Origin of the sequence: Corynebacterium sp. HMSC071F07 (assembly GCF_001810285.1) — a bacterium.
Taxonomy (GTDB): Bacteria; Actinomycetota; Actinomycetes; order Mycobacteriales; family Mycobacteriaceae; genus Corynebacterium; species Corynebacterium simulans.
Genome location: NZ_KV800675.1, coordinates 107,282 through 121,321 on the forward strand (window position 1 = coordinate 107,282; position 14,040 = coordinate 121,321).

At 58.5% G+C, this 14,040-nt stretch carries 13 protein-coding genes; 9 read left to right on the top strand and 4 right to left on the bottom strand.

The annotated features are described in order from the left end of the window. Positions 1-1,000, bottom strand: a 1,000-nt coding sequence (locus HMPREF2724_RS00700) for a multicopper oxidase family protein (protein ID WP_168164861.1), incomplete at its 3' end; no start/stop codon positions are given. 79 nt (positions 1,001-1,079) lie between these two features. Here HMPREF2724_RS00700 and HMPREF2724_RS00705 point away from each other — a divergent pair. The 9 genes from HMPREF2724_RS00705 to ppk2 all read left to right on the top strand — a co-directional run bounded on the left by HMPREF2724_RS00705 (position 1,080) and on the right by ppk2 (position 10,247). Next, positions 1,080-2,324, top strand: coding sequence for an MFS transporter (locus HMPREF2724_RS00705; RefSeq protein WP_061921440.1), 1,245 nt, complete (start codon positions 1,080-1,082; stop codon positions 2,322-2,324). Between the two features lie 119 nt (positions 2,325-2,443). Next, positions 2,444-3,889 (top strand): bifunctional UDP-N-acetylglucosamine diphosphorylase/glucosamine-1-phosphate N-acetyltransferase GlmU, encoded by a 1,446-nt coding sequence (gene glmU / locus HMPREF2724_RS00710; protein ID WP_061921437.1) that lies wholly within the window; start codon positions 2,444-2,446, stop codon positions 3,887-3,889. 15 nt (positions 3,890-3,904) lie between these two features. Further along, a complete protein-coding gene (locus HMPREF2724_RS00715) occupies positions 3,905-4,879 on the top strand; it encodes a ribose-phosphate diphosphokinase (protein WP_061921434.1) in 975 nt (324 codons plus the stop codon). 238 nt (positions 4,880-5,117) lie between these two features. After that, positions 5,118-5,360: a TM2 domain-containing protein gene (locus HMPREF2724_RS00720; protein ID WP_062035542.1), complete on the top strand. Its 243-nt coding sequence runs from the start codon at positions 5,118-5,120 to the stop codon at positions 5,358-5,360. A 481-nt stretch (positions 5,361-5,841) separates the two neighbouring features. Next, a complete protein-coding gene (locus HMPREF2724_RS00730) occupies positions 5,842-6,480 on the top strand; it encodes a 50S ribosomal protein L25/general stress protein Ctc (protein WP_062041442.1) in 639 nt (212 codons plus the stop codon). A gap of 120 nt (positions 6,481-6,600) precedes the next feature. Continuing rightward, positions 6,601-7,140 (top strand): aminoacyl-tRNA hydrolase, encoded by a 540-nt coding sequence (gene pth, locus HMPREF2724_RS00735; RefSeq protein WP_070455994.1) that lies wholly within the window; start codon positions 6,601-6,603, stop codon positions 7,138-7,140. 102 nt (positions 7,141-7,242) lie between these two features. Then, on the top strand, positions 7,243-8,313 hold the full coding sequence (locus HMPREF2724_RS00740; RefSeq protein ID WP_070586714.1) for an HNH endonuclease signature motif containing protein: 1,071 nt from the start codon (positions 7,243-7,245) through the stop codon (positions 8,311-8,313). 108 nt (positions 8,314-8,421) lie between these two features. After that, on the top strand, positions 8,422-9,288 hold the full coding sequence (locus tag HMPREF2724_RS00745; RefSeq protein ID WP_070455993.1) for a fumarylacetoacetate hydrolase family protein: 867 nt from the start codon (positions 8,422-8,424) through the stop codon (positions 9,286-9,288). A gap of 71 nt (positions 9,289-9,359) precedes the next feature. Beyond that, complete coding sequence (ppk2, locus tag HMPREF2724_RS00750) at positions 9,360-10,247, top strand: polyphosphate kinase 2 (RefSeq protein WP_070586716.1); 888 nt, start codon at positions 9,360-9,362, stop codon at positions 10,245-10,247. Between the two features lie 28 nt (positions 10,248-10,275). Here ppk2 and HMPREF2724_RS00755 read toward each other — a convergent pair whose 3' ends face one another. The 3 genes from HMPREF2724_RS00755 to HMPREF2724_RS00765 form a co-directional block, all read right to left on the bottom strand. Continuing rightward, positions 10,276-11,292: a glycosyltransferase 87 family protein gene (locus tag HMPREF2724_RS00755; RefSeq protein WP_062041456.1), complete on the bottom strand. Its 1,017-nt coding sequence runs from the start codon at positions 11,290-11,292 to the stop codon at positions 10,276-10,278. Between the two features lie 418 nt (positions 11,293-11,710). Then, positions 11,711-13,189: a glyceraldehyde-3-phosphate dehydrogenase gene (locus HMPREF2724_RS00760; RefSeq protein ID WP_167599039.1), complete on the bottom strand. Its 1,479-nt coding sequence runs from the start codon at positions 13,187-13,189 to the stop codon at positions 11,711-11,713. Between the two features lie 38 nt (positions 13,190-13,227). After that, the coding region (locus HMPREF2724_RS00765) for a nitronate monooxygenase (RefSeq protein WP_070586718.1) at positions 13,228-14,040 on the bottom strand (813 nt) is incomplete at its 5' end.

The following is a 14,040-nucleotide window of genomic DNA, read 5'->3' on the forward strand; positions in this document are numbered from 1 at the left end:
AGCCAAAGTCCGCAGAGTACTCATCTTCGGGGATGCTGAAGTTGTCCTTGCGCGGCACCGACTGCAACACCACGTCCTTGCCGGGCTCCAAGTCCACGAGGACCTCGATGCGCTCGCCTGGCCCGATGAGGAGTTCGTCGACCTCAACGGGGGCGTCGAGAAGCCCGGAGTCAGTAGCGATGACGTTAAACGGCGTCCCGTTATCCAGGGCCAGCGTGTAGAAACGCATCGAAGCGCCGTTGAGCAAACGGAGTCGAACCCGGCGCGTGGTGGCGGTGAAAGCTGCATTCGTGATGCCGTTAACCACAGGAGTAGTGCCCATGAGACCGAGAGTGCCGTCAACCTGGTGATCAAACTGGCCGTCCTCAGTGAACTTCGCATCCATAATGACCACCGGAATGTCATCCACGCCGTACTCAGAAGGAATGTCGAGCTTATCCGATACGTCGTCGTCCAAGATAAACATGCCAGCAAGTCCGCGGTATGCATGGGTTGCCGTGGCCATGTGCGGGTGCGGGTGATACCAGACGGTGGCGGCGGGTTGGGAAATCTCCCACTGTGGCTTCCAGGTCTTGCCCACCTCAATCGGCGAGTGTGGTCCACCATCGGAATAGGCCGGAAGCTTCATTCCATGCCAGTGCACGGTGGTCATTTCGACCAGGTTATTGGTGATTTCCGCGCGGACCTTTTCACCTTTGTGCGCCCGCAGCGTGGGCCCTAAGAAGGCGCCGTTGAATCCCCAAGTGCGGGTGTTGTTATTGCCCGAGATAACCTCCGAATGGCCGTCTTGGGCGGTGAGCTTGAAGACCCTTGTACCGCCATCCATCTCACCTTCTAAAAGTGGCGGAATAGGAAGGGGCCGCGGCGCCGCGTCATAGCCCACCGGGGCCGGCTGATCCTTATTCTTCGTATTGGCACAAGCCGTGATGGCCGCACCCGCCGCAGCGGCAGAAGCAGTAAACAGAGCACCTTTGAAAAAGACACGACGCGTAAAACCCATAAATACCAGAGTATTTTAGTTGGCTACTAAGCCAAACCTATTTCGGCCAATTCAGGTATTTATCACATACGCTTGATTTATGCCGATCCCAGACCAAGAAGCTCGTCCCGCCCGCCTTTTCGCATCCTCAAACGCCCTACAAGGCATCGGTGACCAATTAGTCTCCGGAAAGACCGTCCTGCCCTGGCTCTTTGCACAGCTGGGCGTCCCGCACTTTTTTACCGCACTACTGGTGCCTATCCGAGAGTCTGGCTCCATGCTCCCGCAGGCCGCACTGACCCCGTGGGTAACTTCCCGTCCGACCCGCAAGAAGCTATGGGTGTGGGGCTCGGTCGTTCAAGGCATTAGCGCCCTCGTGATTGCAGGTGCCGCAGCGGTATTTGAAGGTTGGGTTCTCGGCACGATAACCATCGCTGCGCTTGCCGTGCTTTCTGTTTTCCGCGCTTTGTGCTCGCTGACGGGAAAAGACGTCCAAGGCCGGACCATTTCTAAAGGCAGCCGCGGTGAGGTGACGGGGCTTGCTGCTCAAGCATCGGGCGCGGTAACCCTACTCGTTGGCCTTGTGCTCGCGTTCTTGGGCCAGCTTCCGCCGCTGGGGCTTGCCGCAGTTCTCGGTGGTGGTGCGCTGAGTTGGTTCGTTGCGGCAGCGATATTCTCCTCCATCGATGAGCCCGTTCCGGATGAAGCAGAAACCGCGGCCGCCAAAAAGAATGCATCCGAGGGCCCTCACTGGTGGAGCGATACCTGGAAGCTATATACCTCCGACGAAGATTTCCGCCGCTTTGTTAACGTGCGCGCCCTTTTGCTAGTGACTGCGCTATCAACCACCTTCATCGTCACGCTTTCCCATCAAAGCGGCACCACGGTGCTCAGCGGACTCGCGGGCTTCGTGCTTGCTTCTGGCCTTGCCAACCTGGTGGGTGGAAAAATTTCCGGCATCTGGTCGGATCGCTCTTCCCGATTGGTGATGTCGTGGGCGTCGGTTGCGGCATCGCTGACCCTAATGCTCGTGGTCGCTTGTGCTCATTGGGCGCCAACCTGGGTTTGTGCTTGGGCTTTGCCGCTGGGGTTCTTTTTGGTCAACCTCGCGCACACGGGCATCCGCGTCGCGCGTAAGACTTACATCGTGGACATGGCAGGTGGCGATAAACGCACCTTTTATGTCGGTGCGGCCAACACGATGATGGGCGCAATCTTGCTTGTTGTAGGCGCAATCTCCGCAGTCATTTCCCTTGCCGGGCCTACCGCTGCCCTGCTTTTCTTGGCTGCACTCGGCTTCATCGGAGCTTGGCGCGCCAGGATGCTGCGTGAGGTCTCTGCCTAGTTCGTAGCAAACCAGCGCCGAACTGGGGTGCGCTTTATCCCCCAATAATTACGTGGGGCGTTAAGATGTGGGACATTACTCCCTAAATAAGACTCGACGACAGGAGAACGAAGAAACTCGTGGCTGATACAACTAAGTGCGCCATTGTTGTTCTAGCAGCGGGCGCTGGCACCCGAATGAAATCCGCAAAGCAAAAGACTTTGCACGAAATCGGCGGCCGCCCGCTCATCGGGCACGCGCTGCATGCTGCGGCTGGTATGCACCCGGAGCACCTCGTCGCCGTCGTCGGCCACCAGCGCGAGCAGGTCTCTCCTGCCATTGAGGCCATCGCCGCAGAACTGGGAACCGAGGTCTCCCAGGCAGTGCAGGAAGAACAAAACGGCACCGGCCACGCAGTGCAGTGCGGTCTCGAGCCACTCCCCGACTTCGATGGCACCGTCATCGTCACCAACGGTGACGTCCCCCTTCTTCGCACTGAGACCATCCGCGGGCTTTTCGACGCCCACGTTACCGCCGGCAACGCCGTGACGGTTCTGTCGATGCAGCTTGCTGACCCAACCGGTTATGGCCGCATCGTCCGCGGCGCAGACGGCAATGTCGAAGCCATCGTTGAGCAGAAGGATGCAGCAAGCGAGCAGCTTTCCATCAACGAGGTCAACTCCGGCGTATTCGCTTTCGACGGCGCAATTCTGCGCGACGCCCTAACCAAGCTCGATTCCAACAACGCCCAGGGCGAGCTCTACATCACTGACGTTTTGGAGATCGCCCGCACCGCAGGCCACAACGTCGGCGCGCACATTGCTGCCGACGCCGGCGAGCTGGCAGGCGTCAATGACCGCGTCCAGCTCGCCGCAGCTGGACGCGAGCTCAACCGCCGCACGGTGGAAGCCGCCATGCGCGGCGGTGCCACCATCGTCGACCCTGCCACCACCTGGATTGGCGTTGACGTCACCATTGGCTGCGACGTTCTCATCCACCCGGGCACCCAGCTGTGGGGCAAGACTCACATCGCTGATGGCACGGAAATCGGCCCGGACACCACCCTGACCGATATGCAGGTCGGCGAGGGCGCCAAGGTCATCCGCACCCACGGTTCCGAGTCTGTGATTGGCGCTAACGCCAACGTCGGCCCGTTTACCTTCATCCGCCCGAAGACCGAGCTCGGCGAAGGCGGCAAGCTCGGCGGCTTCGTCGAGGCGAAGAATGCCCAGATCGGGCGCGGGTCCAAGGTGCCGCACCTGACCTACATCGGCGACGCCACCGTGGGCGAGGAATCCAACATCGGCGCTTCTTCCGTATTCGTCAACTACGACGGTGTTAACAAGCATCACACCGTAATCGGCAGCCATGTGCGCACCGGATCTGACACGATGTTTATCGCACCAGTCAATGTCGGTGACGGCGCTTATTCCGGGGCGGGTACAGTTATCAAGGAAGATGTTCCTGCGGGAGCACTCGTAGTCTCCGGTGGCAAGCAGCGCAACATCGAAGGCTGGGTTCAAAAGAAGCGTCCGGGCACTCCGGCAGCAGAAGCTGCCGCCCGCGCACAGGACAACAACAAGTAAGGGGAATTACCGCCCATGACTGGCAAGGTAACCGGCAGCAGCAAGAATATGAAGCTCTTTTCTGGGCGTGCACACCCAGAATTGGCTGAAGCTGTTGCCAAGGAACTGAAGACGGACCTCGTTCCAACCACCGCTCGTGACTTTGCAAACGGTGAGATCTTCATCCGCTTCGAAGAGTCTGTCCGTGGTGCCGACTGCTTCGTTATGCAGTCCCACAGCCAGCCGCTGAACAAGTGGCTGATGGAGCAGCTCATCATGATCGATGCGCTCAAGCGCGGCTCTGCCAAGCGCATCACCGCTATCCTGCCGTTCTACCCATACGCACGTCAGGATAAGAAGCACCGCGGCCGCGAGCCGATCTCCGCTCGCCTGGTTGCAGATCTACTACAGGCTGCTGGCGCTGACCGCATCGTTTCTGTTGACCTGCACACTGACCAGATCCAGGGCTTCTTCGACGGCCCGGTCGATCACATGCACGCAATGCCGATTCTGGTTGACTACATCAAGTCCAAGTATCCCTTGGACAACCTCGCAGTGGTCTCCCCGGATGCTGGCCGCGTCAAGGTCGCTGAGAAATGGGCACATGAGCTAGGCGACGCCCCACTGTCCTTCGTTCACAAGACTCGTTCCACCGAGGTTGCAAACGAGACCGTCTCCAACCGCGTTGTCGGTGAGGTCGAGGGCAAGGACTGCATCCTTCTGGATGACATGATCGATACCGGCGGAACCATCGCTGGCGCAGTTCGTGTGCTGAAGGAAGCAGGCGCGAAGTCCGTCGTCATCGCTTGTACCCACGGCGTCTTCTCCGATCCGGCACGTGAGCGCCTGTCCGAGTGCGGCGCTGAGGAAGTCATCACCACCGATACCCTTCCGCAGTCCACCGAGGGCTGGTCCAACCTGACCGTTCTTTCGATTGCTCCGCTGCTGGCTCGTACCATCCACGAGATTTTCGAAAACGGCTCCGTAACCACGCTCTTCGAGTCAAACTAAGCGCTTAAAAAGCAGCACGTAAAAGGACCGTCCAGCACACGGCTGGGCGGTCTTTTCATTTCCCCCCAAAAAACAGAAATGAACTTGACTAATATTTACTCGGAGGCTTGACGAGGCACTTTCCTTGGGTTTTCCCTGCCTTGCGCTAGACGCCACATAAGATGCAGCCATCATGAACCTGTGCTACGACTTGCACGTTGGCAACGGATACCGCACCACAATGAAAGGACATAATGATATGACCTACAATGCGAACTATTTCTCCGGGGAAAGCAAATACAGCAAAGGTGTCGCAGCTGTGCTGTGCGTCCTTGGTCTCTTCCTTGTGGCTGGTCTTCACCGCATATATGTAGGAAAGATCGGAACTGGTCTGCTCTGGCTCTTCACAGGAGGACTCTTCTTAGTGGGAACCATCGTGGATCTCATTATGATCGCCACAGGGGAATTCAAAGACAAGAGCGGATACAAGCTACTCTCCTAAACAGAACACAAGGAACCTCCACCTGAATTGATCCAGGTGGAGGTTCCTTGTGTTGTTGTTCTGCTTGTTACATCTTAAGGTATTTCCGCCTGCACAATTGGACAGCCTGCATGAGCTTATCTCCATGAAGAGCTGGTGGAATAGCGTCGATAGCCTCGCTAAGGTGGCAGGCAGCGCGCTTAGCGAGGCCGATGATTCCAATGACTTTTCGGCCGAGGACTACGAAGCTGACGAAGGCTAGGGAGTTGTCGGCGAAGAAGAGCAGAAGTAACTTGCCTGCTCTCGGCGCTGCGTGTTAGTATTCTCGCTGTCTCGGCGAGGGCTGCCCAGAATTGGAAAGCCGTTATCGACGCGATTAGAAGTTATTTCACACGTTTTAAGCCTGCGATGACTCGACCAAGACGACCATCGGCAGGCTTTCGCCGTTTTTCGAACTCGCTAAAGTCTCGCCGCACCAATCTTTGACACTAGGAGTTTTACTATGGCAAACACCCGCCCAGTATTGAAGGCAGAAGTACGTAACGAGTTCGGCAAGGGCTTCGCTCGCCGCCTGCGCGTTGCTGGCAAGGTCCCAGGCGTTGTCTACGGCCACGGCGTTGACGTTCTGCACTTCGCTGTTGACCGTCTCGAGCTGACCGCACTGGTTCGCGCACACGGCGTCAACGCTGTTTTCGAGCTCGAGCTCGAGGGTGAGCAGCACCTCGTCATGGTCAAGCACGTTGACCAGAACGTTCTGACCCTGGACATCGACCACGTCGACCTGCTTTCCATCAAGCGCGGCGAGAAGGTTGAGGTTGAGGTTCCGGTTGTTCTCGAGGGCGAGAGCGCACCGGGCACCATGTCCGTTCAGGATGCTGACGTCCTCCTCGTTGAGGCAGACGTTCTGAACATCCCAGAGGAGATCTCCGTTTCCATCGAGGGCCTCGAGGACGGCGCTGTCGTCACCGCTGGCGACATCACCCTGCCAGAAAACACCACCCTGGTTGCAGATGCAGAGACCGTCATCGCTTCCATCTCCCTGCCTGAGGTTGACGAAGAGCTCGAGGCAGCCGCTGAGGCTGCTGAGGAAGGCGGCGCTGAGGCTGGCGCTGAATCCGCAGAGGAAGAATCCGCAGAGTAATTCAGAGTTTCTCGCTCTTTTACGCGCATTCGCCCGCACTGGCCATCGTGGCTGGCGCGGGCGTTTGCCCGTTTTCACGCCAAGAGCCGCTCTTTCGCACCGGCATGAGACAATGGCTTAGTGACTGATTATCTCGTCGTCGGCCTGGGCAACCCGGGCCCCAAATATGCCGGAACCCGCCACAACATCGGTTTCGATGTTGTCGATGAATTAGCTAACGACAACTTCACCAGCTTTTCAGTGCATAAGAAGACCAACACCGAAGTTGCCGAAGTTCGCTTTGGCTCGACCAAGTTATTCCTTGCCAAGCCGCGTTCTTTCATGAACCTCTCTGGTGGCCCTATCAAGGCACTCCTCCAGTACTTTTCGCTATCCCCTACAAACCTCATCGTGGTCCATGATGAGCTGGAGCTGGAATTCGGCGTCGTCAAGCACCGCGTCGGTGGTGGCGACCACGGGCACAATGGCCTGCGCTCCACCACCAAGTCTCTGGGTACCAAGGATTATCAGCGGCTTTCCATAGGCATCGGACGCCCACCTGGTCGAATGGATCCCGCAAGCTTCGTGCTTAAACCGTGGGCAAAGAAAGAGCAAGCGGACATCCCCATCATCTGCGCAGACGCAGCGCAAGAAATCACCCGCATCGCGTCCGCGAGTTAGCTGCGCTTGCCGACGCCGCTCCAGTTGCGGCGTGGCATAAGCTGCTTTAGGGTCTGGGCTATGACAGTTTTGGGGGAACTGGCCAGCACGTTAAGTCGGGGCATGGATATTGTCGAAGAAGCCGTGGGCAAGACAGCGAGTGAAATCGCTAGTCTCGGGGTGCCCGATGCTCTGGCAATAGACCTTGCAGCCCTCGCTGAGCCCTTCGCGCCCGGTAACTCTTTTCAGCGCTTGCGTCGTGAAACCATGGAACGCGGGCGTGCTCACTCCCTTACTACGCTCCTTGCCGTGGAAAAGCAGGCCCGCAAGTTGCGCACGGAGGCCGAACGGTGGCGCGTGCGCCATACGGCTTTGGCCACGGCCGGTGATACGAGGGACGTCGAGAAGAAGGCCCGCGAGTTGGTTGCTGCGCGCTCATCTCGCCGCGAACGCAAGCCTGGAATACGGCTTGCCCAGCATCCCGATGGCCAAGCTACCCTGACTATTTGCGGCCCCTCCGCCGACCTCACCGATATGCGCGACAGCCTTGACTGCAGCAGCGCTGAATCTGCACTCGCAGGGCTAAAGCAACGCTGGTTCGGCGAAGGAAACCCTAGTCAGCCAGCAATTTCTGTCATGTTGGTGACAAAAATGGAAAACTACGCGCGGGCCTTGGAAGGCCACGAAGTCTGGTTCCAATTGAGCAATGGCGCGCTCATCTCCTCGACTGAACTGGCTACCCGGAACATCCTTGATCACGGCTTCCACGTACTCATGCATCCTGTGCATGGGCCTGTGAACCTGCACCGCGTCTCGCGTTTTGCCTCCACCAAGCAGCGGCTTATGGCTACTGCGGAAAACCCGCGCTGTGCCTGGCTCGGCTGCAAAAAGGGCGCGAACGATTGCCAAGTCCACCATCTAAAGGCCTGGCGCCATGGCGGCGAAACATCCGCGGAAAACCTCACCATGGCCTGCCAGTATCACAATGCCGTCAATGACGACGAGACCGCCGGTGGACGCGGATGGCTAGAGCGGCATGGCACAGTCTATTGGGTTCCGCCCAGCGGCTGGTACATCCCCCCTTGGACGGATAAATCTCCGCCGCCGCTTAACTCGCCGCTGCCAGATTGGTTGGAAGAAGAACGCAACTACCTCGACGAAGAGCTGAGCAATTTCTCAGAACACGCTACTTAGCTCGCGAAGCAAGTTGTCTAGCCCGCCCACGGGCCAGATTCGCATGCCTTAAAACTTCTCCCTGGCTTGTGCGCCAAGCTGCCTGCAACTCCGCGTAAAATTTCCGACATGAAACTTGCCACCTTGCGAACTCAGTTTGGCACCACTGCGATCCGCATCGACGGCCCCGGCGTGGGCGTGGAGCTCGACTTTGACGACGTCGGCCAGCTCCTGCAGGCCGAGGATTGGTGCAAGTCCGCGCAACTTTCTGGCGAGCCGATTGCTTTTCGCGAGCAGGACTTAGCGCCCGTCATCCCGACGCCGTCGAAGATTATCTGCGTGGGCGTCAATTACGCCAAACATGCGCGTGAGATGGGGCGTGAACTGCCTGAGCAGCCTACCTTGTTCGTTAAGTTTCCGGAGGCGCTCACCGGCCCCTACGACGATATCTATGTCCCCGACTGGGCCACGAGCAAGCTCGACTATGAGGGCGAACTCGCCGTGGTTATCGGCTCTCGTGCGCACAATGTTGCGATGGCAGAAGCGCTCGAACACGCCGCAGGCTACGCCGTGATGAATGACTACACGCTGCGGGATTTCCAGCGGCGTACCACTCAATTCCATGCCGGCAAATCTTTCTACCGCACTGCTGGATTCGGTCCATGGCTAACCACTTCTGATGAGTGGGCGCCTGGCGGCAACGCGCGCATTACCACCACCGTTGATGGCGAGGTGCGCCAAGCGGATAACACCGATGACCTGATTTTCTCCGTCGCGGAGCTCATCGCGTTCTGCTCAAAGCTGTACCCGCTTAACCCCGGCGATGTCATCGTGACCGGCACGCCCGAGGGCGTGGGATTTGCGCGTCAGCCACAGGCCTTTATTCAGGACGGCCAAACCGTCCGCATTGAGGTCGAAGGCTTGGGCGCTATCGAAAACACCACGCACTACGGCGAAGCGCCTTCTGGATGCGGGCCGGAGTGCACGTGTGGTTAATTACTATGCTTGTGCATAATTGTCCTGGATTTATTACCTATCTTCGCAGCTAGCGGGCTAAAGTTAAATGCATGAGCAAGAAATCCAAAACCGCCCCTGCCAAGCTCGATAAGGAAGCTTACGAGGAAGAACTCAAGCGCCTGCAGGCCGAACTCGTCGAGATGCAGCAGTGGGTTGTAGAAACCGGTGCCCGCATCGTCATTATCATGGAAGGTCGCGACGCTGCAGGTAAGGGCTCTGCTATCAAGCGCATCACCCAGTACCTCAACCCCCGCACCTGCCGCATCGAAGCTCTGCCTAAGCCCAACGACCGTGAGGCCGGCCAGTGGTACTTCCAGCGCTACATCGAAAAGCTTCCGACCGCGGGCGAAATAGTCATTTTTGACCGCTCCTGGTATAACCGCGCCGGCGTCGAGCGAGTCATGGGCTTTTGCTCCCAACAGGAATACGTCCGCTTCTTGCACCAGGCGCCCCAGCTCGAAAACATGCTCGTTGAAGACGGCATTATTCTGCTGAAGTACTGGTTCTCCGTCTCTGACGAAGAGCAGATCGCGCGCTTTAAGTCCCGCCGCAACGATCCGCTGCGTCGCTGGAAGCTCTCTCCCATGGATCTGCAGTCCATCACCCGCTGGGAGGACTACTCCCGTGCAAAGGACGAGATGTTCGTCCACACCGATACCCCGAACGCTCCGTGGTACACCGTTGAATCTGAAGACAAAAAACGCTCTCGTATCAACGTCATCAACCACATCCTAAAGACGGTTCCGTATCAGCACGTCGAGCAGGTGGTTCCGGAGATTCCGGAGCGCCCAGCTGAAAGCGGCGAGGAATACCAGCGCCCGCCGCGCGATGAGTTCGCCTACGTCCCCGATGTGGCCGCCGAACTTGAGCGCGACAAAGTTGCCGCTCACAAGGGCAAGAAGAAAAAGAAGGCTAAGAAGCACAAGTCAGACAAGTAGTCATCCCCGGCAACCGCTATCCCGCCCGCTAAGAATTAACCCGCGGCCGCGGGGCGCGCACGGCAAGCACAAGATATGCCACTGCGATGAGGACGAAGTCTGCTGCGCATACCGACGCCCACCACTGCGTGGTATCCAAACCATCCACGAACCAGTGCGGCCCAATGAAGGTAAGCAGCATCGTCGCGATCGCCACGGACGTAGCGCCCGGCACCCCACCGCGGGCCCAACGCGCGAGCTGAGGGAGAAGCAGCACCGGCAGCCAGACCCAGTGGTGCGACCAGCTCACCGGGGAGATAAGAAGAGCTACAAGCGAGTTGAGTCCTAGCAGCACCACCATGTCACCGCGGTGCCGCCACATGGTCACCGCGATGACGCAGAAGGCCACCAGCGACGCGCCAACCCACAGGCCGTGGCCCTCCCCTGGCCCGAGGGCACGCTCAACGACGCCGCGGAGAGATTGATTGCCCACGTAATCGATTCCACCGATCCGGGTCGGATCGCCCAAGGTATGCGTCCAGTATTCGCGGGAGTCGGCCGGCAAGACGAGTGCCGCCAACAGCGTCGCTGCAATTCCGGTCGCTACGGACATCGCCGCAGCCTTAAATTGCCGGGTGATAAGGAAATACAGGCCAAAGACCGCAGGAGTAAGCTTGATGGCCGCCGCAAGTCCCACGCCCCACCCACGGAGACTGCGGCGACCAAAGACATCGGCGAGCACGAGAAACATCAGCACGATGTTGATCTGGCCAAACATGAGGGTCTGCCGCACGGGTTCTGTCACCAAGGCCAACGCAAGCAGCCCGGTGCTCAGCCACCCTTTGCTGCCACCGAGATACTCAGCAAGCCCCAGCATGTCCACGATACGGTGAATGCACCACCAGAGCGCCGCGGTTGATACTGCGAGCATGATAACCGCTGCGACCGAGTGCGGCAGAAGCGACAACGGGGCAAAAAGCATTGCGGCCAACGGCGGATATGTAAAAGGCAAATGCGCCCCACGCACATCGAAGCCGTCGTCGTAGAGCGACTGGCCTGTCAGCACCGCGCGACCGCCTGCAGCGTAGACATCAAGATCGATGTAATACCGGAGGTGAAAACCTCGTAATACTGATGGTGCCAGCGCCGCGCACAACGCAATAATAATGACAAGCCTTCCCCAAGGCGTACCGATCAGCCATTGCCCGGCGTTTATCCACCGAGACGCAGGAGATTGATTGCTACCAGCATTTTCAGCTATTTCAGCGCTTTGGGCACGGTGTGGTTGCGAATGCCTGGGTTTAGATTTCACATCGAAACATCCTAAAACTCAGCCGTGGATACACGTAGTCGAACAACCCACTCAGGGGTACGTGCGCCCTAGCACTACAACCCGATCCCATGCCTGCCTAAACAAAGACCCCTGGAGCCACACCGAAAATGTGGCCCCAGGGGTGGGTAGCGCTTAATCTGCGCGAAAAGGCTTAGAGCTCGTGTGCCTCAACGCGAGCCGGGAATACGCGAGGACGTGCGCCTGCGATGTCCTCGACGATGCGAATTACCTGGTTGGAGTAGCCGAACTCGTTGTCGTACCAGACATAGAGAACCAGGTGCTTGCCGGAAGCGATGGTTGCCAGGCCGTCGACAATGCCGGCGTGGGTGGAGCCGACGAAGTCAGAGGAGACAACCTCCGGAGAAGCAATGTAAGAAATCTGCTGGCGCAGGTCAGAGTGCAGGGAAACGTTGCGCAGGAAGTTGTTGACCTCGTCGCGCTCGACTTCCTTCTCCAGCTCCAGGTTCAGCACTGCCATGGAAACGTCCGGGGTAGGAACGCGGATAGCGTTACCGGTCAGCTTGCCCTCAAACTCCGGAACAGCCTTGGAGACTGCCTTCGCAGCACCGGTCTCGGTGAGAACCATGTTGAGACCAGCTGCGCGGCCACGACGGTCACCCTTGTGGAAGTTATCAATCAGGTTCTGGTCATTGGTAAAGGAGTGAGCGGTCTCCACGTGGCCGTGGACAACGCCGTAACGATCATTGATGACCTTAAGAACAGGGGTGATGCCGTTGGTGGTGCAGGATGCGGCAGACAGGATCTTGTCAGAATCCTCGATGGTGTCATCGTTGATGCCGTAGACGATGTTCTTCAGATCGCCCTTGCCCGGTGCGGTCAGCAGCACGCGGTCGATGCCCTTGGACTGCAGGTGCTGCTCCAGGCCAGCGCGGTCACGCCATACGCCGGTGTTATCAACCAGGATGGCATTGTTGATGCCGTAAGCGGTGTAGTCGATATCAGCCGGGTCGTTGGCGTAGATCATCTGAATCTTGGTGCCGTTTGCCCAGATAACGTCGTTTTCTTCATCCACAGCGATGGTGCCGTTGAAAGCACCATGAACGGAGTCGCGGCGCAGCAAGGAGGCACGCTTGAAGATATCGCCGTCGCCCTTCTTGCGGGCAACGATGGCACGCAGACGGACGCCGCCGTATGCAGCCTCACGAGCGATCAGGATGCGGGCCAGCAGTCGGCCGATGCGGCCAAAGCCGTAGAGCACAACGTCGGTGCATTCCTTATCAACAGCAGCGCCAACCAGGTCGCAGAGTTCCTGCTCCAGGTAGTCGCGCAGGTTGTTGGCGTCAGACTCAGAGTAGCCAGAAGCCAGGCGGCCCAGGTCGATGGAGGCAGAGCCCAGGTTCATGTCGCACAGTTCCTTCAGGATAGGAAGGGTCTCTGCGGTGGAAAGTTCGCGCTTTGCAATACGGCGTGCGTAGCGGTGCGCCTTCATGATGTCGATGTCCGTTACGCCATTCAAGTTGCGGCCGTAGATGGTGGCAACAACGTTGTTGGTGCGGTGCAGTTGGTGGATCAGCGGGATCATTTCCTGAGCAAGCTCAAGGCGCTCGTTCCAGTCAGCGTGTCCAACCTGTGCGTTCGCAGTCACGTGTTCTTTTCCTTTACTCGTCATGGGGGGGTAAACCAACATTCAACCGTAAATATTAACGCCTAGTGTTGCCCGTTTTGGCATAGACGCCACAGGATTTCCGCCACACTACCCCCGTTTATTTTCTCCACCTGCTCCCCCACCAGGCAATAGGCCACTGCAGCATCCTGTTCTTGGCGGCGTGGTTTCAAAATCGGATTCAAGAAGGGGTACATCGGGGGCATTTTTGGGTGGGCCCGAGTGAACTCAGTTTCCAGCCCGCGGGCAAAGCGGCCGGAAAACGCACGAGTAGATACACTCTTGCCGCCGCTTGCAAGAAGCTCGCGATTAAAGGCGCTGGTTCCAGCCTCCTCAGCCAGCAAGAAGGCCGAACCACAGCTGACCGCTTCAACGCCTGGCCATGAAAGGGCTCGGGCGACGTCTTCGGATGTACGCAGTCCACCTGCGGCAATCAGAGGTAAAGGGGCGTCGCCAAGCGCGGCGTAAACTGCCGCCACCAGCTCCGGCAGCGGGCGCCAATCCGGCTCCGCTTCAGCATCCCAGACCCCGCGGTGCCCGCCGGCCTCAGGCCCCTGCACACACAACGCGTCTACCCCAACTTTGGCAGCAGCGATAGCTTCTTCCGGCGAGGTAACCGTGGTCCAAGCCTCCGCTCCCGCAGCGTGGATACGGTCAATCTCGCCAAGACTAAAGGTACCGAACATGGACCACAGCACCGCCGCGCCGCCATCTAGCGCTAGCTGGAGCTTGTCCTCCCATCCGTTGGAATAGTCGACGCTAGGAACCTCCACGCCTTCTGATTCCGCCATAGCGCGCACCGCCGCCATCGAGTCTTCACCCAGCGGCTTCTGCGGGCAGAAAAGATTTACCCCAAA